Genomic DNA, 25,293 nt, shown 5'->3' on the forward strand with positions numbered 1-25,293 from the left:
CAATAATATCCTCGCTGTCCTTAAGGAGGGATATATGGGGGGGCTTGGCGCTTTTGAAGTCAGTAGCGTTGGAGAAGTTTTAACCCATCATGCTGAAATTACCCCAGCTTTGATCGAAGAAATGCTGAAATCACCGATTGCTGAAGATTTTTTTGATCCCCCTTTTTATTTCCCATTGAATGAAAAAATGCTGGAACAGCTGAAACGATATGAGCTCGACAGAGAAAAATTTCAAAATAGGGGAAAGGTAATTGATAAAAAATTAGCTCAAAAACATCTCATGGAAGAACAGTTAATTGAGCTGGTAACCCGAATAATTCAAAAACAACAAGAACTTGCAGAAGATCCCCAATATTTTAATCGAATTTTAGTGAATCGTATGAAGGCTCTGGAGAAAGCTCTGGAGTTAATCGATGATAAAATGGAGTCATTACAATACAGACAAAAAAGTCCAGGTTTTTTTGATACAGAAGAAAATCTTCGGACGAAGATAAGTCGGTTGCAATTAATTAAAGATCAATTAGAAACTACATTCTTCCGATATTATTTGGCGTGTAAGCCCTCCCAAATCAGTAAAAAAATGGCTGCCAATTTAGCTAACTTATTGGCTCATGACAGCGGACAGGACTCAGAATTAGCGCAATTGGAAGAATTACGATCACAAGTTCAGGGCATGCTTAAAAAACATCCTCAACTCAGTATGAAGTATAAAGCGCATCGTGAGCGTGAACAAAAAGAAATGTCCAAATGGCAGATGGTTTCTTTATTCCCTGCGGAAGAGCCAGAAGCAGAAGACCTATTCGATCAACAACCCTCTTTAGAAGAACAATTTAGTTACAGAAGAACCATGTTGGTTAAAGCAGCACACCACTTTCTTCAAGAATCAAAAAACCAATTAAGTAAGGCTTTTACTGAAGCGAACAAGTATACTCTGGAGGAAACCAGTGAGCAAAGGCACAACAATCCCTTCATGATATTTTTAGATAAAGTGTTACATTGCCTTACGCGCGGTTTTTGTCATATTTCAACTGATACTGAGTCGGTTATAGAGAAAGCCAGCAAAGCCCTGAGCTATTCCTAGAGGGATTGGCTCGGTGCCTTGTGTTGTACTTATAATGGTATTGACTAAAGATTTCCGATCATTTTCTGTTCGATGAATTTTTAAATGAATTAATATTCAACTTAATAATTAAACGATATAATGCGTCAATTTTTTACTATTCATGCAATAAACCAACTCATAAAGGGTTTGCATGAGCGGAGGACTGGTAGCACTTAGATAATCTTAAATCAATTAGCTGTATTGTTTTTTGAAATAGATTTTTAAGTTATCAGTTCTGCTAAATCAGTAATATAAAGATAAAGAACCTTGCCTTTGAGGTCGCGTTTTTTATCTGACTATTCCTTAACATCTTCTCATCACCAAAAACTACACAGCTCATTGATACGATTTCTAGGCTTGGAATTCATCTGCAATTTTTGCAAATTATTCGTCGGTTTTTAGCAGGTTAGCTGGGCCACATCATTCATTTTTAACTGGGTATTACATGAAAGACAAGCGCGATATGAATCAGCAGGAACAAGGGGTTGTGATAAGAGAAAAACAGCGCCTTGGTGTGGATGTAAAAAGCGCTTCATCCGCTGCTACGGCAGAAATGAATGCGGATGAACGTGATGAGGATATCAATCAAGGCAACCCATTTTTCGACCTTCCTGATGAAATGATGATGTCTATTCTGAGTCACGTCCCCCCTCCCGATTTGCTCAATGCCCGACTTATGGCCAAATCAAAAATGGGGGTAGTTGATGCGACATTAGAGATGTTAACCAAACCGCATTTCATCATCAATTATTTAAGTCGTGCGGATGGGATTACAGGCCATCAATTTACTGCGTTTTATCAACGAACACAGCGATATCAAGAATTAAAGCGTAAAGTCCTGGCTAAGGAACCCCTTTCTGCAGAAGAAGCCATTTGTTATACGCTCACCCGGGATTGCAAGGTATTGCCCATTCACTTAAAAAAAGCGATGGATGCGGTTGAGCTCGATGAGAATACCCGCGAACATTTAAAACTGATTATGACCCTGTCTGAGGAAATACGGGCAATTCAAGATCAATTGAAGGGAGTCATACATGCTAAGGGCGTGAATTATTATAAAACGAAGTTATTAGACCATCTAAACCGTCACCATCGCCAACACCCTCATCAATTCGTTAATTTGTTTGGCGCTGATTTGAGTGGCTTGCAGCTCACCGATATCGATTTTTCTTATCTTAATCTCAGTGGGGTACAATTCAGTAACGCTGATCTCCGTGGTGCCAATTTTCGAGGCGCCTATTTAGGGGGCGTTGACTTCAGCGGTGCGCTTTTAAGCGAGGCAGACTTTACTGCAGCTGAATTAAAAGGGGTGCAATTAAATAGAGCGAACCTTGAAGAAGTCGATTTATCCGCAATCAATTTAGAGGGGATTGATTTTGAGTGGGCTTTTATTCGCAACGTCAAATTGTTGCCTCAGGATGCACTGAACAGCCCGAAAGAATTGCGTGCGTTTTTAACTCAATTTGAAAAAAGCATCGCAAATTATTCACTAATAAGTAAACGAAAACTAGAAGAGCACCTGCTTAAGGAAATTGCTGATTCAATCGAAATCGATGCGGAACGAACTAGAAACGAAAAAATAGAACTATTAGATGTAGCCTTGGCTATGATCGAACAAGAAGATAGGATTGTAGGACTATTCCCATTTGAAAATGCATGCGATGAGTTGAAAAAACAATGGACTTCATTGCAACCCAAGGAGGATATTCCAGAGCATCCATTGAAAAAAGAGGCTCAGGGAATTATTGAGCGCATTTTAAGTATTCTTAATGGAATCAATAGGGATACAGGAAAAAAAATACCCGATGATCCACTGGATCCTATGGGGATTAAAATAATGCATCAGAGGGAATACAAGCGCTTGAAAAAGTGTATTGCCAAATATCCTCAATTAAATGATGGCATTAAATTGGCCCGAGCTTTAGGAATTAGTCTGGAACTGTGGTACATGCTCTACTTTACAAGTCCTGGCTCTTCTAATCGGCCAAGTCAATTTCCAACCTTGCTAGATGCTGCGTTTCAGGGAGCGAATGAACCTAAAGAAAAGCACTATGCGAGCGAAGTATTTAATGGTTACCAATTTGATATCCAGCAACTTCCTAAAATAGAGTGGGCAGATTTGGAATACTATTTATATGAAGAGGAAGATTTTGTTATCTTAAATTTTGATCGATACGCTAAATTTTGCGTCAAACTGGGTGATTTGCTGATTACTTTTTGGCAAGAAGGACACTTTCTGGCGATGATTGAAGTTATTGATTTTGAGAATCGTGCACGTAAACCTGCATTTTCTGTAGATTTGAAACGTTATGGGAATATACCTTTTGATGCCTTTGTTCCCTTAGACATCTATAGTCGGTATCCATTGGATGGAGTAACAATCTGGCACCCTAATCGCGATGATATCCAATGTATCCAAGAGGCTTATGCATTAAAAAAACAAATTATAGAAAGGGTCTTTGCGTCAGAAAAAATCAATCGTACTCGTAAGCACAATTTATCTTTTCCTATGGATGTCCTGCATGAAGCGCAAGAAACGAAGCTAGAGCTAAAATTACCTCCCTCAGAAAAAGAAAATGAGAATGAGAGTGAGTGGGGCTTCCAAAAAAAGCAACAGCGCAAATCCACGAAACTTGCCGCACCAAAAGCGCCAGGATTATTTTCAGCAACTCAGCAGAATCTCGCTCATAAAAATACATCACCGCTTGAGAGTTCTGGAATCAACAGGAGCATTTCCAACTGAGGACTAAGAGTGTTTCTTGAAACACCGGAAGAAAAAAATCTTTTTAAGGTGCTTCAATCAGTGCTGAAAATGCGGGAAGCGGTTTCATTTTATACCGCATAACCTCTAATGCAAATCGTAGGTGTCAATCTGTATTTGCTGGATACGATTGGCAAATTTAACTGAAAAGTACCCAGTATTTTTCACACAAATACGCCCTAAATTTCTGGTTTCAAAGAACTTCATGAGAGTAACTGGTGAATGTTTGCCTATTCAGTTATTATTTATTTTTAAGGTTCTTCAAAAATATGCTCGGAGTTTATTTCCATGAAACGTCTGTTTTGCTCATTACTACTGACTTGGGTTGGAATTGATGCAAGCTATGCGGGGCAAAAAGCTGTTGTTTGTCATCTGCAAGGAATAAAAGATTCCATCTCCTTTAAGCTGCCTGAAAAAATAGGTGATATGCCTGAAATTGATTTTGATTATCCAGTGGAGGTGACCCGATTCAGTATGCGTACCGGTAATTTACTGCTCGTTGCCATGGATCAGGATGAGAAAGATCGGCCAAGAATTTTTATTTCAGCGCAATTAGACAAACAACGTCAGAAATACATCGGTCAATTTATGACGGATTTTGGTGGAAATGAATTGCAACTTGATAACGGTCAGGTTTCTTGTCTGGTGAATTAAGCCATTGTTTTTAATTACGATTCGATGGTACGGTTCAGTGCTTCGATGTGCTCAAGAATCTTTAAAAATTGTATCCCAAAAGGAGTAACAAAATACTCCACTCTGGGAGGAATTTCGTGAAAAATATGCTTACCAAGAATACCAAATTCTAAGTTTTTTCTCAGGCATTGATTTAAAACTTTGGTGGTGAGGCCTTCGACACGGCGCACCATCTCGCCAGGACGATTCACTCCCTTTTGCAAGAGAGAATACACGGTAAGTGACCATTTACAACCATAAATCGTCTCCACCATGGTCATTGTTTTTAGCGGTTTTTTTTGTTCCAATTTTTTTCTTCAAGTCATTCAATAAGACATACCAAAAAGTACCTACCGTACCACTAAGTACCTACTTTTTTTAAAATTATATAGTACCCATAATCTATGGAACAAATATTTTTAAAAATGGTGAGCAACATGTCAAATCAGAAATTAGCGATAATTATCGGTGGTTCCAGTGGTATGGGATTGGAAACAGCAAAAAGACTGGCAGCAAATGGTTCGGATTTATTGATCACGGGTACGAATGAGCGAAAACTGAGGCATGCCGTTGATGAAATCAAGAGTATAGGGGGAAATGTAACGAGTTTAGTGGTTAGTCTTTATGATAAAACTCAGGTGTCTCAATTGATTGTGAGCATAAAAAAAGAAACACGCGCAATAAAATATCTTGTAAATGCGGCGGGCTATTTTAAACCGGTACCCTTTTTAAAGCATACAGAGGAAGATTATGATCTGCAGGTGGATCTCAATAAGGCCTTCTTCTTTATCACCCAGGCCGTTGCTGAAAAAATGAAACAGGATGGGGGCGGGTCAATAGTTAATATTGGCTCCATGTGGGCAAAGCAAGCAGTCAAGGCAACACCTTCATCAGCGTACTCAATGCAAAAAGCAGCGTTGCACTCGCTAACCCAACATTTAGCAATGGAACTTGCAGAATTTAATATCAGAGTCAATGCGGTCGCACCGGCCGTGGTTGTAACCCCTATCTACAAATCGTTTATGGACGAAGACAAGATTGAAATATCGCTGCAAAGTTTTAATGGATTTCATCCTTTGGGGAGAGTGGGACAAACCACAGATGTTGCTCATGCCATTGAATTTCTTCTTTCCGATAAAGCAAGCTGGGTAACCGGAGAGATTATGAATGTTGATGGGGGCGTTATGGCGGGAAGAAACTAACCGGTACTTTTAGGATATGGTGCCGGCTGGTACCCTCATTCGCTTTATAGGCACCTTCTCCCCAAGGGGAGAAGGGAATTTATTGAGGATGGAATCGTTTAAAAAATTGTAGCATTTCATAAAAAACGTAGGGTGCTGCCTCTCGATGATCGAGTGTATCACTGACCGATTGGATAGAAACCGCGCTGCTGTATTTTGTAAATTGGTCATAAGCAAGTTCAGCGCCATGGTAAGGAACGTCTTTATCTCCTTTGGTGCCAACAAGCAGCAAAGGTGCAGTGGGGTAAAAATCATAATGATTGAAATAATTCCTAAGGTTCTCGGAATTGCCATCTGTATGCTCTAAGATGGAATTGAAAAATTCTTTTTGAAAAATTAATGCCGGATTTTGAGGAAGCGCATTAAGTATTTCTTTAGAGGAATGGAGCCCATCAAATAATTCAGGAACTAGGGCATTATACGGACTCACAAAGATCTGATTTAAATCAGTCCAATAATTTTTATAGGTTTGCAGGGAAAAGAAAAAATACGCTAAATATGCAGTAGCTCTTGGACCAGGATCAAGCATAATGAATTTCATGGTTTCATCCCAATCATAAGGGGCCGAACCTAATGCAACTGCAGTAACGGGTATGTTTGGATACTGTTTGGTCAGTAATTCAAATAGGACTAAAGAGGAGTACCCGCCCTCGGAGTAACCACCAACATAAAGCTGATCATTGACTTTAATATGTATTATTTGCGCAAGTTCTTTGGCCGCTAAAAGCATATTGACGCTGCTGCTGGCAAGTGTTTCATATTGTACATAAGGATGCAGCGTTAACTCGTTATCACCAAAACCAAGGTAATCCGGCAGAACCGTCAGATAACCACCATGACTGGCAAACAAGGCAGGATAAATCGAATCGCTTTCCTTCATTCTGGAAGGAGCATCTTCACGATGGAAACGAGTTCCATGTTGATAGCTCACAATACCCAAGTCAGCGTTTACTGATGGGACAGCCATTAGCCCTGAGGCAATCGTCATCTGTCCATCCGGGGCGGGAGTTTTATAGTTAATTTTATAAAGTGTCACATCGTAACGGGCTTCAAGTACATCCAGTGGAGGCATCTTTTTTAACATTATCTGTGCTGCTTCCCGAGACAATGTGCCAATATTCGTATAGCTCACCAAGATGGTCTGCTGGTTTGTGGGCGATTGGCTGTACGCGTTGATACTTAAAAAGAAATAGAAAAAAATGAGTATTATTTTTTTAAAATGGATCATTGCGATCGTGCTTTCTTTAAAGGAATTGATGCATCAGCTTATGTAATTTTGATTGAAATATCAAGGAAGTATAGCGATAAAAAACCTTCTAATAAGCCTCCTTTTTGTTGTTCTCTTCTTGATCTGATTAAGACTAGAGGTTTATTGCATACCAGTTAGCATATCCCTGTAGACATACAATAAGTTTCTGTTAACCTATAGCAATCAGAAAATTTCTGATTCAATTCTTTTGCAATCTGTTATATGGAGTGAACGTGATTATATTAAAACAAAAAAGGAAATTTCTTTTCAGCGTCTTTCTAGCAAACAGCACCTTGGCTTTTGCTGGTGCTATGGGTGGTGCTCAAGATCTTACCCATGGCTTTTTCGTTATGGGAGCTCCAATCTATGGCTCTTTAAGTGATGAAGGGATTAATAAAACTTTATTTGCCGATACTTTTTCTGCTAATGGTGACATTGAAGGACACCAAATAAGTCTTGATTCACGTTGGGGTTTCTTGGTTGGCGCTGGTTATAAATTGAACGCGGACAATGACATCACCTTGACTTATACCAATTTAAAAAGCAAAGGTTTTAACGATATCGATAATACTGGCCCCAATGGCGTATTGGCTAATCGCTTAAGTCAAATCGTACAAAATGACCAAAATTTCATTATAAATAATCCTGTAACTAATATATCGTTTAATGGGCAGCAAATGATCGATGCGAGCGCATCCGTCAGTTCTCATTATGATTTTCAAACGGTTGAGTTACTCACCCATCATTATTTCCAAAACTCATTTTTAAGTCATGTCCGATTCTCACGATTTTATGGAATAAAGGCTACTGAGTTTAAAAAAGGATTTTCTGCTGAGTATGCTGGATCATGGGCATTATTCGATTTTAATGCATTTCCACCGGAAACAGTTCTAGTTCCATTAGAGGACGAAATTGATTACGCAGCAAAATTTTTCGGAATTGGTCCCCAAATTGGTATGGGCGCAACTTGGAGCCTAAATCGTTATATTAGTATCGTTGGTGATGTATCTGCGGCTGCCTTGGGTGGTTCCTATAGTTCTAGCTGGGATGAGGATTTAAATACTTCAAGAGCCATTCCTAATATTCCAGTTACCCCAGCCAATGATCATTATGGTTACAATCAATCTACGCCAACAACTCTTTGGACCTCTGTTGTATTGGGCTCAAATTTAGCAGTTGCGGCACAGATTCCTTTTAGCAATGGCAGCAGTTTTGGTGTTCAAGGGGGTATTAATACCGAGCAATATTGGTCACAGGTTAATGCCGATGCGATACGTAGCAGCATTACTAAAAATAATGTCTATTTTGCGCAACGATTTGCTGTTCGTGATGTGTTTATTAAATTAAGTTACACTTGTTAATTTAAAAACGTGAACTACCAAAGTTCGCTTATTTAGACTTATAAAAACTTTATGAGGTGCATTAGGGTTTGCATACTTAATGCACCTTTGAAAAAGGACTGTCGTTTTGAGATTTAAGTTGTGGAGGTAAAAATGCTAGTGAGTCAATTAGATCATTTAGCAAGTCCTGTTATTCCTACCCTAAATCAGATTCATCCAACTGCATTGATTGCACCTGGGGCTAAAATCGGTCCTAATGTCACAATTGGTCCTTACTCTATAATTGGTGAAAATGTGAGGATTGCTCAAGGAACATCAGTTGCTTCCCACGTAACCATAGAGGGGTGGACAGAAATTGGGGAGCGTAATCAGATAGGCGCGGGGGCAATTATCGGAGGCATTCCTCAGGATCTCAAGTTTAATGGAGAGATCAGCAAAGTACTCATCGGCAACGATAACATTATTCGAGAGTACGTCACGATAAATCGTGGAACCAGAGGAGGAGGCGGTAAGACGTGTATTGGCAATAATAATGTGCTGATGACCTCAGCACATGTCGGCCATGACGTGCTCATTGGGGATCATAATATCATTTCAAATGCTGTTGCCATCGGTGGACATGTCGTCATTGAAGATTGGGTCACTGTGGGTGCGCTTTGTGGTTTGCATCAATTTATCAAGTTGGGCCGTATGTCGATGATAGGGGCCCTTAGTTTAATCACCAAAGATGTTTGTCCTTATGCTTTGGTTTCCGGAAATCCTGCAAAATTATATGGCATTAATGTAGAACGCCTACGCCGTAGAGGGTATTCATCTGAAGCAAAAAGTAGCATCAAGCGTGCGTATAAGACTTTATTTAATAAGGGATTGGGTATTGCAGAAGCAATCATACAAGTACAATCTGAGTTTGCAGATAATATTGACATCCATCACATCGTGCAATTTCTTAAAGGTTCAACGCGTGGAGTGTATCGTTAAGATTAATTAATTAAAGGTATGTAAATGACGCCATTTCGTTTTTCTACTCCCAAAGGTCCTTTTAGCTTGGCTTATTTAGCCGAGTGCTCAGGTGCATCACTTCATCATCATGAGGGAGCGACATATACTGTTTCAGATGTTGCGCCCCTTTCGAATGCTCAAGAAAACCATCTTTCCATGTTGCATGAGAAAAAATATATCAGCGCGTTAAAAACCTCTCGGGCCGGGGCATGCATTATTTCACCAAATTATGTACATCATGCGCCTCAACAGATGCATTTATTGGTTCATGATAATCCCTATAAAGCTTATGCACTGATCGCCCAGGTTTTTTACCCAACTGATTCCATTAAGAGTTTCATTGCTCCCTCCGCTTTTGTTGCGGAAAGCGCTACCCTTGGTCCAGAGTGTTATATTGCTCACGGTGCTTATATAGGTGAACAGGTTCGCATCGGTGCGCGCTGTAAAATTGGAGTCAATACCTTTATTGGTGATGGGGTAGTCATTGGGGATGATTGTTGCATTGAAAATAACGTCAGTATTAGTCATACCGTGATGGGAAATAAAGTATTGATTTATCCAGGGGCTTGTATTGGCCAAGATGGGTTTGGTTTTGCTGGTGATAAGCAAGGATATTATAAAATACCTCAGGCGGGCGGAGTCGTTATTGGAAACAATGTCGAAATTGGTGCTAATACGTGTATTGATAGAGGCTCTATGGAGAATACCGAAATTGGTGATTGGTGCCGTTTGGATAACCTGGTGCAGATTGGTCATAATGTAAAAGTAGGGAAAGGCTCTATTCTTTGTGGACAAGTTGGTATTGCGGGCAGCAGTAAATTAGGTGAGTACGTCACTTTAGCCGGTAAAGTAGGTATAAGTGGTCATCTTACCATAGGGGATGGGGCAACGATTCTAGTGGGCTCTACAGCAATTCAGAATGTCGAGCCAGGTGCCCGTGTGGGTGGATATCCTGCCCTCCATGACCGCGACTGGCACAGACAGACCTATTTTTTAAAAAAATGGATTAAGAATGGGAAGACTCCAGAAGCTGATAAATAGCTAAGGCTGCCTTTTCATTTGCTTTTTGTCTTAAGCAGTGGTGGATAGACGTAAACTGTTGTTTTAGTTCCTCAGTCTCTGCAGCGTTAAACAACTGTAATACTTTTCGTGCAATCGGTTTGGCCAATGCTTCAGATTGGATAAACTCAGGAATTAATTCCTGGTTCGCTAAAATATTAGGCAATGAGATAAAGGGTATTTTAACTTGGGGGGCGATAATGGCGTGGTTCAAAGCGCTCCATTTAAAGGCAACAACCATCGGACGCTTTAATAACATTGCTTCTAATGTGGCCGTTCCTGATTTGACCAAAGCAAAATCTGAAGCAAGCATGGCTTCACGGGATTGTCCGTCCAAGAGCTTAAGTTTTAAATGGTACCCTTTATCCTGCATTTGCTGTAAAAAAAGAGCTTTTAAATGGGCATTTGCTGTTGGCACAATAAACTGAAGTTCAGGCATCTGCGTGGTGAGTTCGTGCATGACGTCAAGAAACAAAGGTCCCATATATTTTATTTCACTGGCTCTACTTCCTGGCAAGACACTAATTATTTTGTCTTGCGCTGAAAAGCCAAACTGCTTTCTTATGGGCTCTGCATCAATATCCAGGTCGATCTGATCGGCAAGAGGATGACCTATATAGCGTACTGGGACATCGAACTTCTTATATAAAGCTTCTTCAAAAGGGAATAAAGTAAGAATCAAATCAACCGCTTCTTTGACGTAAAAAACTCGTTTTTGTCGCCAGGCCCAAATTTTGGGACTGACCAAGTGAACGGTTTTAATCCCCAATTTTTTTAAGCGCGATTCCAGTGATAAATTAAAATAAGGATAATCAATCCCAATAAACACATCAGGTGGATTGTTTTGCCATTCTTTATAAAGCATTTTTCTGATTTTAAATAATTTGGGATAATGAAGCAGGGCATCGCTAATGCCCATCACAGAAAGGCGCTGCATATTGATCATGGAGTTAAATCCTTCCCGGATCATCTCAGGGCCACCAATACCCATCCATTCAATATGAGGCAGATGCTTTTTTAACTCCCGTATTAATCCTGCACCCAGTAAGTCTCCAGAAGCTTCTCCGGCAACTAGGGCAATCCGTGTGGGCGCTTTGAGTGTATCCATAATGATTAATATGTGGATTTGTAATTCGCCGATATTACTTAACTGGTATTTAAAAGCCAAATACTATTTTACTTTCTAAACCGCCGCAGGTAGACTGCGTGAGCAAATTTTCTGCTTGTTTCAATCCACAGATTAGGATGTTATATGCTCGAGTTGAAACGCAATTTTAATCTTCTTCCGGTACATTGGGTGGGATGGATCGTTTATTTCCTAATGCCTTCAAAGTACAGCATGGCTCAAAAAAATATTGAACGAGTGTTCCATAGCCTTCTTTCTTCATATGAGAAAAAACGTATTACGGTTGCTTATTACTCACACATGTTTCTTTGCATCAAAGAACTTTTTTTAATGAATTTTCTAACAAAAAAATATTTAGCGAAGTGGGTTAAAATTGTTGGAGTTGAACATCTCTATAATGCCCTCAAAAAAGAAAAAGGGGTGCTTATTTTAACCGGACATTTTGGTAATTGGGAATTTGCTCCTCTTTTTTCTCTGAATCAAGTTGAAAAAGGAACGCATCATTTTTACTGTGTTCGTAAGCCATTGCGATTAAATTTTTTAAACTCCATTTTCTGGGGCCGTTTTGAAAAAGCGGGTTTTAAGATAATTAAGAAAAACAATGCCCTTGCTGAGACCCGTATCGCATTAAAAGCAAAAAATGTTGTTTTTTTTCCTTTTGATTTGCGGCCACCTTGTCATAGTAAGTCCAGTTTAAGAACCAGCTTTCTGGGACAGTCAAGTAAAACATATGGGAGCCTTGCTCATCTCGCGTATCGTCTGAATTGCCCTGTTTTGTCGGTTAGTTTTTATCGATTAAACAAAAAGCAACACATCATCGAATTTCACCCTGAAATTCCCAGTAACGCGTCTAAAGACAAAAAGCAAACCTATCTGGAAAATACGGAAAAATATAATAAAAGACTGGAGGACATGCTGCTTGCATATCCTGAGCAATGGCTTTGGTCTTATAAGCGATGGTAATGTAACAGGAGATGTAGCAGTTGGGGACTAAATTTCGGGTTAGTGTTTATGGATTTCTTTTTTATCATTTACTGCCCATACGTCGACAGATTGTGCTTGATAATATCGAGCGAGTTTTTAAAGACCGGTTCTCCATAAAAGAAAAAAAAAGATTGGCCATGGCATTTTATTCGCATGTGGTTTCAATTTTAAAAGAGTTAATCCTTATGGATTGGTATGCGCGCCTTGATAACCGGGTAGAGATCAGGGGGATTGAATGTCTTTTGGAGGCAAAAAAACAGGAGCGTGGGTGTTTCCTGCTTATGGGACATTTGGGAAATTGGGAGATGGCTATTCCATTGGCAAATTCTCAATTATACCCTTTAATAGGCTCTATACAGGTCATTAGAAAGGCCATCCGTATTCAATGGTTTGAGCGATTTATTTTTAATCGTAATATCCGTTATGGGTTACAACGAATTGATAAATCCGGCGCACCTATAAAAATAATCAAGGCCTTAAAAAATAAGGAAACCATCCTGTTTGCTCTGGATCAACATGCTGAACTTAAGAATAAAGAAGGCATTGCAGTAAATTTTTTCGGTACTCAGGCTGGGACTTACCGAAGCCTGGCTTTTTTCGCAAATAAATATCAAGTGCCGGTGGTTCCAATTTCATGTTATCGCCAACCCTCCGGGAAACATGTGCTTGAGTTTCATCCTGCCTTATCATGGGAACCTCATCCAGATGAAGAGCAAGCAATTTACAATAATACCTTACGTTATAATCAAAAATTGGAACAATTAATTCTCGAACATCCCGAGCAATGGTGGTGGGTTCATCGCAGGTGGAAATTATGAACAGTGAGATTCTGGTCTCTTTATTGATTGAGTACTAAGAGGGAAAAATGAAAATATTGGTCATCCAGCATAAGGCCATTGGTGATGTTTTAATAAGTAGTATTATTGGTAATAACTTAAGAAAAATAATGCCAAATGCAACGATTCATTACTTAGTTAATAAAGAGACTTTGCCTGTATTAGAGGGAAATCCTAACATTAATCGGATCATTACACTTCATCCAAAACATAAGAGAAATGCCCGTACTTTTATAAAGTTTGCTTTGCAAATCAGACGTGAGCAGTATGACATTGTGATTGATGCCTATACCAAGTTGGAAAGCTGGATTATTGTTTGGCTTTGTGCAGCAAAGCGGCGTATTTCATATAAGAAAAAATATAGAGCCTTTCTGTATACAGATAATCTTTCCCGGGAAGCGGTAAAGGCTACCCAACCTGGTCGGATGATTGACTTAAAACTTCTTTTAATTCAACCGTTTTTAAATGATGTGATACCGGAGCGTCTTCCGCAGATATATCTTGCTGATGATGAAAAACGCAAGGCAGCGCTTTTATTTAAAAAACATCATCTTCCTGCCAAAAAAAACCTCATGCTTAATATTACGGGGAGTAGTCCTGTAAAAACATATCCCCTTGAATACATGGCGACTCTGGTGAATCAAATCGTAAGTCAGGTCAATGTGAATATTTTATTTAATTTTATGCCGCACCAAAAAGATGAAGCACAAAAAGTGTATGAACTATGTAATGAGGAAGCTAAAGCAAATATATTCTTTGAGTTATCCAATTATGACTTAAGAACGTTTATTGCCATAATGAATGAATGTGATGCAATTATCGGCAATGAAGGCGGTGCAATCCATATCGCCAAAGCGCTGAACAAACCTTCGTTTACGATTTTTTCTCCCTGGATCAAGAAACAGGATTGGTCTACTTTTGAAGATGACTTTAATCATGTCGCAGTGCATCTTTCTGATTTTAAGAATGAATTATTAATGGATACTCCTGAAACTGAATTGAGGGGGAACGCGCTTGAGCTGTTTAAAGAGCTAAAACCAGAATTTATTGTGCCTAAACTCAGTGCTTATTTAGCCCATCACTTTGGATAGCCTATTGATGAAATAGGCTTATAGATGGGCACCAGACAAAAATAGGTACGCCGTTAGTGACAGTAAAGCTCAGCTTGTAATTTTGTATGTTATAAACTAATGGGTTAAAATGTGAATCGTCTGTAATTTATTTACCCCCCCCCCATATCATTATCAGTTAAAAAATCTAGCTGCGCTTTCAGGAAATCATTTCATAGAAGCATTTCATAGTGTCCCTAATGGTTGCCACAGCCTGAGTTTATGCTCAAATAAGCTTTGCAATAAATCTGGCGCGGAATCAGCTGCAGCCTTTTCAAAAATTCCAATCCATGTCATCAGGCTTTATTTAGGCGGCAATTACCTTGGTATCAAATCAGGTGCAGAATTAGCTCAAGCCTTTGCAGGAATTCCGATAAGCATCGTGCTACTCAATTTGGAAAATAATGGTTTGGGGGCAAGATCAGGTAGTGAATTAGCTGAGATTTTGGCAGCAATTCCCAATCATGTGGACTCTCTTGTTTTAGCAGAAAATGGTTTAGGTAGAAAATCGGGTGCTGAACTCGCTCAAGCCTTTAAGGCAATACCAATCAGCGTGAGCTCATAAAGGACGCCCAGGTTTCTTTCAACGGCAGCTGAAGTGTACTTCAGAAAAAATGGCCTCTATAGAAGAAAAGAAGCCGGAATATCAATTCAGTGAAGCAGAAAAAATCATTTGGCCGCCCCTGGTTTGATTGGCTCCATTTTTTTCTACACGACAATACGTTATTTTCGTAAGGCGATTAGCCTGTTATAGACTCTCCCGTAGACTCACGGTAATTGAGTCTTTCTATTTTTGGTAGAACCCATTAGAGTACGGAATAATTATTTGGGGTTAATCTATAGAGGGAACTTATTTATGAAAACAGCATTGGTATCTGGATTTGCGCGTTCGTTTATATCCGGTCAGCCTATTGCAGGTGCAACTATCACCGTCGTTGAAAACAACCAGCTAAAATTTCAGACCGATTCTTCCGGCAAATTCGGGCCATTTGAATGGCCTGTTGGCGAACCGATTACTTTAGTTTTTGAAAAGCCTGGATCTTTTTGGACTGGCTATAAGACGACCCAAACAGCCACTTTGATTGTCCCCACAGAAGGAATCAATAACGAAAATTTCCTAAAAAATATTTCATTCCAAGTCGCTTCAAATATGGCTTATAAATTTCTTGCTTTCGCAATGGGAGAGACTGAAAACCCGGAAGCATGCCAAATTGCGGCAACCGTTACACCGCCTAACACAACCATGGATGATATTCCTCAAGGTATCGAGGGGGTTACGGTCAGCTTATCCCCTAAAGTCGATGTAAAAACATTTTATTTCGGTATTTTTCCCATTGTCCATAAAACCAATCCTTTTATCCGCACATTGAAAGAGACTTCGCTCGATGGCGGCGTGGCCTTTCTCAATGTTCCGCCCGGTGAGTACACTATGGAGGCACGCAAGAATAACATCCCTTTTTCTAAGGTAAGCATTAAGGCACGTAAAGGGATGATAGTGAACGCGAGCCCGCCACAAGGGCCTACCATGCTGATGGATGCAAGCTTGGCAAAGGATCCTACAATGACTCAACAACCGAAAATGCATGGAGTAGAAAGGAAGCCCAATCAATTTAGTTTTTTTAAGCCTGCTTTAGCCTTAGGATTAACCGCGGCGGCAGTAGTTGCTGCAACTGCCCTAAGTAAGGCCAGTACTACCCCATAAAATACACAATAAGTCATCTATAATTATCAGTATTCCATCGTTATTGTGTGATTTAAAAATGGAAGAAAAAGTTGAAACAACGATCAGCAAGCATAGTCAATTAATTAGCTTAATGAAAGTATTAGGATACCCCTCTGATGAGGATGGAATCTGTAATGGTTATGCTTACATGGGAATGCAGGCTTTTTTCGCAAAAGAATTAGACGTTTTTAAACAAAGAGTCGATCATTTATTAAATATCCCATTAAATGATTTTGAAAACGAGGCAGCGATTCAATTTGATGCCTTAAAAAATGATCTTCTCAATCAAGGAACGAATGAAGATGACTACAGCAATAGAAAAGACAGTGAGAAGAGTTTTTGATGAAATGTGGAACCAACAAAGGGCTGCAGTAGCCGATGAGCTCTTTTCAGTAAAGACATTAATTCATTTCAGCTATGATCAAGCAGCAAATTTACACGATTTTAAACAAGCTTTGTTGGAATGGTATGAAGCCTTTCCAGATCTGATGCATTCTATTGATGATCTAATAGTGAGTGGCGATAAAGTGGTGACGCGCTGGCATGGTCAGGGAACTCACCGAGGGGAATTTTCAGGCATTCCCGCCACAGGGACATCTGTATTTTATAGCGGCATTACCATTTTTCGTTTGGATGATAATAATCAAATTGCTGAAGCTTGGGTGTATAGTGATTTGAATGACATGATTGCCAAAATGCAACAAAATCAAAAATAAAGGGCCTAATTATGGACAAGGACAGAGCGGCGCGTTATGAGAAGTCAAAAAAATTTCTCCCCCAAAATGTTTTTGGTTTAATCAAGAACTTACAACCTGCGATCGCATGGTCACCCAGTGAAAGGCTTATTTGCTATCGTCATGATACTGCCGAAGGTTATGAGTATCTTATTTTTAATCTGGAAACTAAAAAAAAAGAGCGTGCATTTGACCATTCAGTACTGGCAAAAACAATTGCGAAAGAATTAAAAAGCGAAGTAAATGCTTTTGCTTTACCCATCAATAAAGTCGATTTTTTTAATGAGCATATTTTACAGCTCTATATAGAACAGTTTATTTTTCAATACAATCGAGCGACGCAGACCCTTGAACTTATGGCAGATACATCAAAGCAAACGGCCATGTCCCATTGCCCTTCGATTATGGAAATTTGGGGATTTGTTCCTGCCTTAATTGTATCGCGAATACGTTCACCCGATCAGCGTTGGGAATTATACAGCAAGGCTCATAATTTATTTCTTTTTTCACTGGATGAGCATAAAGAATATCAATTGACTGCCGATGGTAGTGCAAGCAATGCCTATGCTGCTTCCCCTGATACGAATTTAACTTCCTTGTCGCTGCGTCGTATGCAGATAACCCTTCCACCTATGGCGCTTTGGTCGCCTGATTCACAAAAGATCGTGACATTCCAATGCAATCAAGAGCATGTAAAAACATTACCGTTGTTGCAACATGCTCCTGAAGATGGTTCTCTGCGTCCCCAAGTTTTTGAGGCCCATATTCCTTTTGTAGGGGATGAAGTGATCCCAGAAATTAAATTATGCCTGATTGACGTGCAAAAAAAGAAGCTGCGCGCGGTAGACTTGCCTCCCTTGATGCCGGCATTGGTGGGATCGCCAATTGAAGCAGGCTACGTATGGTGGAGTGAAGACAGCAAAAAAATCTTTTTTTTAAAAGAAGAGCGTGGAAATCATCAACTGTCTTTATGTGAACTGGATGTTGCTACAGAACAGCAGCGGACTATTTTAACTGAAAAGTCCACCGGCTTCGTCGAGCCTAGCCAGCTTATCCTCTGGCAGAATTACACGCGAATATTAGAGGACTCGAAAGAGTTTGTTTGGTTATCGAATCAGAATGGATGGGCGCATCTTTATTTACATGATTTACAGACCGGACAAGTAAAAAATCCGCTCACTCAAGGAGAATGGATGGTGCGCAAAGTATTCCATGTGGATGGTACCAATCGGTGGATTTATTTTTTGGGGAATGGTAGAGAACCAGCTGTTGATCCTTATTTTCGTTATTTATATCGTGCTCGTTTGGATGGGAGTGAGGTGCAATTACTGACCCCGGAAACAGCTGATCACACGATTGTTTTCTCACCATCCCAGGAATATTTTATCGATTATTATTCGTCTATGGAGTCCTTGCCAGTCACTAAATTACGCGATAAAAATGGCCATGAAATCATTACCCTGGAAGAAGCCGATTTTTCCCAATTATTTGCTTTGGGATATAGGCAGCCACGGCCCTTCTGTCTCAAGGGTGCCGATGGGGAAACTGATATTTATGGGCTTATTTATTTCCCTACAGATTTTGATCCAAAGAAAAAATATCCAATCATTGATGAAATTTATCCTGGACCTCAGTTGACTCGGGTACCCAAAACATATTGTTCGGATCTTCCCGAATACATATATGGTTGTTGGTGGCCTCAAAGTGTCGCTGAGCTGGGTTTTATCGTCATTAATGTGGACGGGCGTGGTACCCCGTTGCGCTCTAAAAAGTTTCATGAATATTCTTACCAGCATTTAGAAACGGCTGGAGGATTAGAGGACCATGTCGAGATCATTAGAAACTTAGCGAAGCAATATTCTTATATCGATATCGATAGAGTGGGGATTATGGGACAGTCAGCGGGAGGATATGCGGCAACGCGCGCATTATTCACGTATCCTGATTTTTATAAGGTGGGTGTCTGTATTTCTGGGTTACAAGATTTACGGAGTTATTTGGCATTTTGGGGGGAGCGATATCACGGGTTGCCAAGCGATGTAGATTATACCGCCCAATCAAACTATCTGCTGGCGGATCGATTGAAGGGAAATTTATTTTTAATTCATGGGGATCTCGATGATAACGTTCATCCAGCCAATATGATGCAGCTTGTGGATGCGTTAATTAAGGCCGATAAAAATTTTGATATGTTATTAGTTCCTAATGCAAACCATTCTGTTTATTTCATGGATTCATATGTCTTACGGAGGATAGGGGAGTATTTTGTTGACCATTTATAAGATCAGGGGGCAGACTCGATTGATGAGATTAGTTTTAATCTTTTCAGTTTGTAATCAATCGTGTCTGCCCCCATTGATCGCGCACCTCTTTTTAGCTCCGCTATGCAATTAAAATCAAAATTTCTTATCTCAATTCCTCATCTAAAGTAGACTGGTTTCTCAGAAAAAAGGATTATTTTTTTAGGGAGTTGTGAGAAAAATTGTAAAGAGATGAAACTGTAAGCGTTAGGATGATAATCAATGGATGAATCTCGATATTTGATGACTAGCGATTAAAAATCGATTTTAAAAACAGCGCAGTGGATCAGAAAAATAAATAGGCAAGACATAGCTCTTATTCGAATCAATGAGGTAGCATCAATGGATTCTGGCCCTTCATGCTCTTTAACTGGTTTTGCTTATGGAAAAAGAATATATTTGGCCTAGCGCTTCACTTGCGCTATGATGCATTTTTTTTGATTAAAAATAGATTTATTCTGGTATATTGTGACATCCTTCGTGATCTATTAATTTTTGAATTAAGTTTTTTAAAGAGGTCATCTCGACAACTTTTAAAATTTTTTCGGTAAAATATCTGTTGTGGAAGTAGAAAATAACTTATGAATTATGATGCAATATTATTAACCATTAAACGTCTTATTACAGGCATACTCCCGATGCTGCTGGTTGCTTGTGTTCATCAGCAAGCCAATGGTCCGGATCACTATGTGGTCAGAGGGAAAACATATCATGTGATGAAATCTGCCAAAAACTACAAAGCAAAAGGAATTGCTTCCTGGTATGGGTCACATGCTCGGAATCAAAAAACCTCGAGCGGAGCACGCTACAACATGTATGCGATGACAGCAGCCCATCCTACACTCCCATTTGCCACACGAGTACGGGTTAAAAACCTGAACAATGGCCGGTCAATTGTGGTTCGGATTACTGATCGAGGTCCTTTTTTATCGAACAGGATTATTGATTTATCCTTTGCTGCCGCTAAGAAACTCGGTATAAAAGGCACTGCCCCTGTTGAAATCGAAGTCGTTTGAAATGACTAAGAAGTATGGCTTGCCCAAACTTGAGCGAGTGATGAACTCTTTCCAAGAATGGCTCACGCCTGCGATGGGATGACAGCGTATAGAATAAAGCGCTTACCGCACTGAAAGGTTAGCTTGTAGTGGAGATTGCCCCACTCAGGGGAATTTAAGGTGTTTCAAAGAATTCCTTGAAGAAAGAACAGGCCACTGCCATAATAAATTTACTTGTTAAGCAGTATTTCCGCAAAAGGATTTTTTATGGCTACTGTAGGCACTTATCTCGCACAACGCCTCCAAGAATTGGGAGTGAATGATTATTTTGCAATTCCTGGGGACTACAATCTGGGTTTGCTCGACGAGCTCTTAAAAAACGACTCGCTGCACATGATCAATTGTTGTAATGAATTGAATGCAGGCTATGCAGCGGATGGTTATGCGCGTATCAAAGGGGTTTCTGCACTGGTTGTAACGTATAGCGTTGGGGGCTTGAGTGCGGTCAATGCCGTTGCAGGGGCTTACGCGGAGAATTTGCCGATCATCGTGATCTCCGGGGGGCCTAATACAAACTCGGTACAAGATGCGGAAATTTTACACCATACACTGGCAACGGAAAATTACAGCTATGTCCTTGAAATATTTGCGAAAATTACAGCACATAGCGTATTTATCCACAGGCCCAGCGATGCGCCCATGCAAATTGACTCTGCCATAGCTATTGCCCTTGAAAAGAAAAAACCTGTTTACATTGAAATTGCCTGCAACATTGCTGGAGCAAGTGTTTCCCCGCCAACTCAGCGGGCGCTTAATGTCAAACGGTTGAGTGATACCTCTTCTCTTGCTGCCGCAATTGAAGAGGCCGCCAATCAACTTAATTCTGCAGTCAAGCCTGTGTTAATCGCTGGAAGTAAATCGCGTCCCTGTGAGGCTACGGCGATGATTGAAGCCTTAAGCCATTCCTGCGGTTATGCCCTCGCCGCAATGCCTGATGCGAAGGGTTTTGTCTCAGAACAACATCCTAATTATATTGGCATTTATTGGGGACCAGTCAGCTCTCCAGGATGTGCAGAAATTGTTGAATCAAGCGACCTTTATTTCTTTATAGGGCCTAATTTTAACGATTACACCACGGTTGGTCATATGTGTAATATCCAACCCAAGAAGCTTATTGTCATTGCTGATGGTAGTGTTTCTGTTGCAGGTAAAGTATATACCGAAGTGTACATGAATGAGTTTTTGCGCGGTTTGAAGGATAAATTGAAAGTCAATGATGCTTCTGTGAAAGCATATAAACGCATCGCAGGTTCAGCCCCCTTATATCAAGAGCCGGATGATTTGAACTCACCGCTCACTACACGATTCCTGTTTGGCCAAATTCAGAGACTATTAAGTAGTGATTATGGAATTTTGGCGGAGACCGGGGATTCATGGTTTAATGGCATGCGTCTCAATTTACCCGAAAACTGCCCGTTTGAAATTCAAATGCAATACGGATCGATTGGTTGGTCTGTAGGAGCACTTTTGGGTATGCAGGCAGCGCTTCATAATAAAAAGCGCGTTATCGCTTTGATTGGGGATGGTTCTTTCCAAATGAGTGCTCAAGAACTGTCAACGCTCATTCGTTATGGCTATAAACCCATTATCTTTTTAATGAATAACGCTTCTTATACAATTGAAGTTCAAATTCATGATGGCCCATATAACGTGATTAACAATTGGCATTATGCTGATTTAGTCGAAGTTTTTAATGGCGAGCAGGCCAAAGCTCGAGCTTTTAAAGCACCAACGCATCAAGCGCTTTTGGATGCAATCGTAGAAGCAAAGAAAACAGATGCTTTATGCTTTATAGAGGTGATTTTAGATAAAGATGATTGCAATAAAAATCTGTTAGAATGGGGCGCTCGGGTTGCTTCATATAATGGCCGGTCACCAAGAGCGAATTAACATGCTTTGCCCCCCAATTCGCTCAATGGCTTTATTTGCGCAATAATAATTCTTCTAGAGTATTACAGACTAATGCGTGCCCAGCTCATCAGTATTATTTTTGCGTAATCCCTACTCAAATTCCACCGTGTTTCAATATCATCCAGCATCCTCAACTTTGCCATGGCTACAGGAGCTATACTTATAGTCACAAGGGTTAATAAAAGGACTTTTATGAAAATCTATCTCAATCCTCAACCCCATGCGGTGGAACGAACTAATCAACTTAAGAATATACCCAGCACGGTGCCCATGCCTAGACAAAAAAAAGGAGAAGAAGAGGGCACAGAAAAATCAGACACCGAAATTTTTGCAACTGAGTCTGAGGAACAAGCATGGAGAGATTCTCTTGAAAAAGATAAACATCGGACGGGTTAGGCCAAATAAACCGACCTACAAGCTAAATAATGGATAAACTGAGCCTCTCAAAATGAGGCGCTTGAAATGAAATCAATAGAAAACTATTTGAAGCCACTAGGTAGCGGTTATGGACCCAGTAGGTTAGCACAAGAAGATTTCAGCAGAAAGCCAAGTATTCCTATGAGATCACCCAGTAATTACAAAAATGCTTATTGAATCAGATGAGGTAAAGTTGGGTCAATGCGTCAACACACTCGCCTATATTGGCGCAGGTCTGCCAAAATAGTAGCCCTGATAAAAATCAATTGGATAATGTTTCAGACAATCGAGTTCTTCCCTGGTTTCGACACCTTCAGCAACGGTTTTTATGCTCATTTGCTGAGCTATTTCAATAATTTTTTCAACCATGATCTGTTTGACTGGTGAGTTATGAATGTCGCGGATTAGGTCCATATCCAGCTTGACCAGATCGGGCTTCAGCTCATGTAGCATATTAAGCGAGCTATATCCTGATCCTAAATCATCGAGGGCGATACGATAACCTCTCTCCCGGTAAAATCGTGTAATACGCACTAAGTGTTCTCTATCATCCACAAGGCCTGATTCAGTGATTTCAAATACGATTTGCTCGGGCTTATATTGTGCCTGCTTTACTGCTTCATCAGTGGTCCGCAGGCAGAATTGCGGATCGTAAATGGATGTGGGATTGAAGTTGATGAACAGCCGTTCCAGCTTTTTCTTGTGGTTGCTTGCCGTGTTAATGGCGTTGATACGGGCATGGCGATCGAGTATAAACAGCATATCCGCTTCTTTGGCAGCAGAAAGAATAGCCTGGGCACCGATGGTTTTGCCTTGTTGTTCGGCGCGGAGCAGACATTCGTGAGCATAAATCTCATGCGTTGCACTGGAAACTATCGGTTGAAACCAGATTCTGAGCAGGTTTTGGTCGAGCATCTGAACTAGCCATTGTGCCGAGGCCATATTTACAAAGGAAGCCAGCGTTCGCGTTGACTTAAGCGCCTGTGCAGGGCTGATGCTGGTTTGATTATCAGACAGTATAATAACGCTGGAGTCATTGAGTTCCTGTTGGCTTAATAATGCCTTGACTAAGGTAGCAAAGTGATCAAATTGTTCAGGGGCCAGATCGAGGTAGAGGTAGCCGCGATCGGCTGTTTCCAAATTAAATTCAGGCTCCAACCCGGATTTTAATTTGGAAAATGTGTGGCTGGTGGGGGTTATGATATGGAGAAATACTTTCCCCTGCAATACGTATGAATCAATAGACTCACAGCGTGAGCATCGTGACATTGTGAACCCTTTTATTTTTTACCTCCGTATAAAACATATAGTAGATTGGTCTCATATCTGTCAAATAGGCCAATTACTTTTAAGTGTTCTTTAGGGATTGCGGCAGTTGCTGGAGCGAAATCTATCATGGAACGCATGGCTTTAGTGGCGGATGAACTACCCTCATCAATACGAATACTAAACCTCCCTCATTGATTTAAAGATAAGGAACGGCATTAAATCAATTAAAAACTCAAAGAAAAACGACCAAGAGTCATTTTAACTTCAAAAAAAGCAGCGTCATATTTTGTTAATAATAAAAAGGTAAACTGTATTTATGAGATGTAGTGGAGGGGGGCATTATGGCCACGTCCAAACAGATTATGGAGCCATGGCTTGTATCCAAGAAAAAATGGGAAAGTATTTTCTCCTTGCATTTACCTAAGCCAGCAGAATTATTAGAGTTAATGGAGTCATGGTCAGGTTTTAGACAAATGACTGTTGGTCTCCTAAGAGGATCTGCAAAAATAGCTGGAAGCGATAAATTTTTTCTTGATGCCCAAGCTTTTTTAGGAAAGGCATGTACGTTTTTTGAAGTTCAATCACCCGAAAAGCTACCGTTAGCTATGGATTTGGCTGAGAAGCTGCGAGAAGCATCAGCAAAAGTAACCACAGCTCTTAGTCCATCGTTACTGTCTGTAGAAATTTTTAAAGCTGATTTTCCAAAAATTATAACAAAGGCTCAGGATTTAAAGGAAGAAAAAGTAAAACAAGAAGAGGAAAGAGAACAAAAAAGGAAAATACTAAGAGCGTCTGATCGGGTAACAAAGGATCCGTTCTTTACCGCAGCTGCAACGATTCAGGGTAGAATTGAAAGAGAAATAGAGAGAATTCGCGGAAAAAATGCAGATGACGATCGTATCGTCCATTTAATAAGAGTTAAAGGTTTGCTAGAGAGTCAAATCAACAATGCGAAAGAAGAATATAAAAAGGACTATTTATCAAAGCATCCAGGCAGCAAACAGCAGGAAATCAAGTCACAATGTAAAGCTGAAATGGCAGAAATTGTAACTCATTTAATGGAGAATAAAACATTAGACATAAAATTTAGAACATGGCTTGGAAGAGTGATACTGAATTTAATTATTGCGCTACCCGTGAAAATGTATAGCAAGTATGCTCATGTTCCTGCAGACCCAATCTTTTTTAAATTAAAAACGCAAGCGCAAACCAATATTGAAGAAATTAATGAAGATATTGTAAAAATTGAGCTGCCTAAGCAATAAGAAGATTTTTTTCGTCCTATCACCGTGCTTTAGTCGCATTTGCGGTTGCTACTTAAATGCTCTACTCTTCATTAAGTTTTTAATTAATCCGGTTTGCAAATTTATTTGTTTTAATGTGCTAAATTTATCATAATGGCTGCT

The 25,293-nt window shown here is 40.0% G+C and carries 23 protein-coding genes; 19 read left to right on the plus strand and 4 right to left on the minus strand.

Features of this window, described 5'->3' with window-relative positions; genetic code table 11:
* Positions 1–34 precede the first annotated feature (34 nt).
* The 3 genes from OQJ13_RS10010 (at position 35) to OQJ13_RS10020 (ending at position 4,517) form a co-directional block, all read left to right on the plus strand.
* Positions 35–1,081 (plus strand): hypothetical protein, encoded by a 1,047-nt coding sequence (locus tag OQJ13_RS10010; protein WP_265710705.1) that lies wholly within the window; start codon positions 35–37, stop codon positions 1,079–1,081.
* 466 nt (positions 1,082–1,547) lie between these two features.
* Entirely contained in the window at positions 1,548–3,845 is a 2,298-nt protein-coding gene (locus OQJ13_RS10015; RefSeq protein ID WP_265710706.1) for a pentapeptide repeat-containing protein, read from the plus strand.
* 306 nt (positions 3,846–4,151) lie between these two features.
* On the plus strand, positions 4,152–4,517 hold the full coding sequence (locus OQJ13_RS10020; protein WP_265710707.1) for a hypothetical protein: 366 nt from the start codon (positions 4,152–4,154) through the stop codon (positions 4,515–4,517).
* A gap of 14 nt (positions 4,518–4,531) precedes the next feature.
* Here OQJ13_RS10020 and OQJ13_RS10025 read toward each other — a convergent pair whose 3' ends face one another.
* The gene (locus OQJ13_RS10025) at positions 4,532–4,816 is read right to left on the minus strand and encodes a winged helix-turn-helix transcriptional regulator (RefSeq protein WP_416209923.1); all 285 of its coding nucleotides are present in this window, start codon (positions 4,814–4,816) and stop codon (positions 4,532–4,534) included.
* 156 nt (positions 4,817–4,972) lie between these two features.
* On the opposite strand from OQJ13_RS10025, the gene OQJ13_RS10030 reads away from it, so the two are divergent.
* Positions 4,973–5,737, plus strand: a complete 765-nt coding sequence (locus tag OQJ13_RS10030; RefSeq protein WP_265710709.1) for an SDR family NAD(P)-dependent oxidoreductase — start codon at positions 4,973–4,975, stop codon at positions 5,735–5,737.
* Between the two features lie 79 nt (positions 5,738–5,816).
* Here OQJ13_RS10030 and OQJ13_RS10035 read toward each other — a convergent pair whose 3' ends face one another.
* Positions 5,817–7,004 carry an alpha/beta hydrolase family protein gene (locus OQJ13_RS10035; RefSeq protein WP_265710710.1) on the minus strand — a complete coding sequence of 396 codons (1,188 nt, stop codon included), beginning with the start codon at positions 7,002–7,004 and terminating at the stop codon, positions 5,817–5,819.
* A 254-nt stretch (positions 7,005–7,258) separates the two neighbouring features.
* Between OQJ13_RS10035 and OQJ13_RS10040 the strand changes: the two genes are divergently transcribed.
* The 3 genes from OQJ13_RS10040 (at position 7,259) to lpxD (ending at position 10,405) form a co-directional block, all read left to right on the plus strand.
* Entirely contained in the window at positions 7,259–8,386 is a 1,128-nt protein-coding gene (locus OQJ13_RS10040) for an Lpg1974 family pore-forming outer membrane protein (RefSeq protein WP_265710711.1), read from the plus strand.
* A 132-nt stretch (positions 8,387–8,518) separates the two neighbouring features.
* Positions 8,519–9,343 carry an acyl-ACP--UDP-N-acetylglucosamine O-acyltransferase gene (gene lpxA, locus OQJ13_RS10045; protein ID WP_265710712.1) on the plus strand — a complete coding sequence of 275 codons (825 nt, stop codon included), beginning with the start codon at positions 8,519–8,521 and terminating at the stop codon, positions 9,341–9,343.
* Positions 9,344–9,367: 24 nt separating this feature from the next.
* Complete coding sequence (gene lpxD / locus OQJ13_RS10050) at positions 9,368–10,405, plus strand: UDP-3-O-(3-hydroxymyristoyl)glucosamine N-acyltransferase (protein ID WP_265710713.1); 1,038 nt, start codon at positions 9,368–9,370, stop codon at positions 10,403–10,405.
* Here the strand turns inward: lpxD and lpxB are convergent.
* Positions 10,371–11,531, minus strand: coding sequence for a lipid-A-disaccharide synthase (lpxB, locus tag OQJ13_RS10055; RefSeq protein WP_265711924.1), 1,161 nt, complete (start codon positions 11,529–11,531; stop codon positions 10,371–10,373). The genes lpxD and lpxB overlap by 35 nt on opposite strands.
* 144 nt (positions 11,532–11,675) lie before the next feature.
* Between lpxB and OQJ13_RS10060 the strand changes: the two genes are divergently transcribed.
* From OQJ13_RS10060 to OQJ13_RS10110, 11 genes are all read left to right on the plus strand, one after another.
* The gene (locus OQJ13_RS10060; protein ID WP_265710714.1) at positions 11,676–12,512 is read left to right on the plus strand and encodes a lysophospholipid acyltransferase family protein; all 837 of its coding nucleotides are present in this window, start codon (positions 11,676–11,678) and stop codon (positions 12,510–12,512) included.
* Positions 12,513–12,532: 20 nt separating this feature from the next.
* Positions 12,533–13,351 carry a lysophospholipid acyltransferase family protein gene (locus tag OQJ13_RS10065; protein ID WP_265710715.1) on the plus strand — a complete coding sequence of 273 codons (819 nt, stop codon included), beginning with the start codon at positions 12,533–12,535 and terminating at the stop codon, positions 13,349–13,351.
* Between the two features lie 47 nt (positions 13,352–13,398).
* Positions 13,399–14,460 (plus strand): glycosyltransferase family 9 protein, encoded by a 1,062-nt coding sequence (locus tag OQJ13_RS10070; RefSeq protein ID WP_265710716.1) that lies wholly within the window; start codon positions 13,399–13,401, stop codon positions 14,458–14,460.
* Between the two features lie 400 nt (positions 14,461–14,860).
* The gene (locus OQJ13_RS10075; protein ID WP_265710717.1) at positions 14,861–15,043 is read left to right on the plus strand and encodes a hypothetical protein; all 183 of its coding nucleotides are present in this window, start codon (positions 14,861–14,863) and stop codon (positions 15,041–15,043) included.
* A 291-nt stretch (positions 15,044–15,334) separates the two neighbouring features.
* Positions 15,335–16,180 (plus strand): carboxypeptidase-like regulatory domain-containing protein, encoded by an 846-nt coding sequence (locus OQJ13_RS10080; RefSeq protein ID WP_265710718.1) that lies wholly within the window; start codon positions 15,335–15,337, stop codon positions 16,178–16,180.
* Between the two features lie 58 nt (positions 16,181–16,238).
* Entirely contained in the window at positions 16,239–16,544 is a 306-nt protein-coding gene (locus OQJ13_RS10085) for a hypothetical protein (protein ID WP_265710719.1), read from the plus strand.
* Positions 16,504–16,917, plus strand: coding sequence for an ester cyclase (locus OQJ13_RS10090; RefSeq protein ID WP_265710720.1), 414 nt, complete (start codon positions 16,504–16,506; stop codon positions 16,915–16,917). Before OQJ13_RS10085 ends, OQJ13_RS10090 begins: the two co-directional genes overlap by 41 nt.
* 11 nt (positions 16,918–16,928) lie before the next feature.
* Entirely contained in the window at positions 16,929–19,217 is a 2,289-nt protein-coding gene (locus OQJ13_RS10095) for a S9 family peptidase (protein WP_265710721.1), read from the plus strand.
* Positions 19,218–19,816: 599 nt separating this feature from the next.
* Positions 19,817–20,251, plus strand: a complete 435-nt coding sequence (locus OQJ13_RS10100) for a septal ring lytic transglycosylase RlpA family protein (protein ID WP_265710722.1) — start codon at positions 19,817–19,819, stop codon at positions 20,249–20,251.
* 246 nt (positions 20,252–20,497) lie between these two features.
* The gene (locus tag OQJ13_RS10105) at positions 20,498–22,180 is read left to right on the plus strand and encodes a thiamine pyrophosphate-binding protein (RefSeq protein WP_265710723.1); all 1,683 of its coding nucleotides are present in this window, start codon (positions 20,498–20,500) and stop codon (positions 22,178–22,180) included.
* Positions 22,181–22,393: 213 nt separating this feature from the next.
* Positions 22,394–22,597, plus strand: a complete 204-nt coding sequence (locus OQJ13_RS10110; protein WP_265710724.1) for a hypothetical protein — start codon at positions 22,394–22,396, stop codon at positions 22,595–22,597.
* A 240-nt stretch (positions 22,598–22,837) separates the two neighbouring features.
* On the opposite strand, the gene OQJ13_RS10115 is transcribed toward OQJ13_RS10110, so the two are convergent.
* Positions 22,838–23,887, minus strand: a complete 1,050-nt coding sequence (locus OQJ13_RS10115) for an EAL domain-containing protein (RefSeq protein ID WP_265710725.1) — start codon at positions 23,885–23,887, stop codon at positions 22,838–22,840.
* Between the two features lie 341 nt (positions 23,888–24,228).
* Between OQJ13_RS10115 and OQJ13_RS10120 the strand changes: the two genes are divergently transcribed.
* Positions 24,229–25,152 carry a hypothetical protein gene (locus tag OQJ13_RS10120; protein ID WP_265710726.1) on the plus strand — a complete coding sequence of 308 codons (924 nt, stop codon included), beginning with the start codon at positions 24,229–24,231 and terminating at the stop codon, positions 25,150–25,152.
* The last annotated feature ends 141 nt before the right edge of the window (positions 25,153–25,293 follow it).

Source organism: Legionella sp. PATHC035, from assembly GCF_026191115.1.
In the GTDB taxonomy this organism is placed as follows: domain Bacteria; phylum Pseudomonadota; class Gammaproteobacteria; order Legionellales; family Legionellaceae; genus Legionella.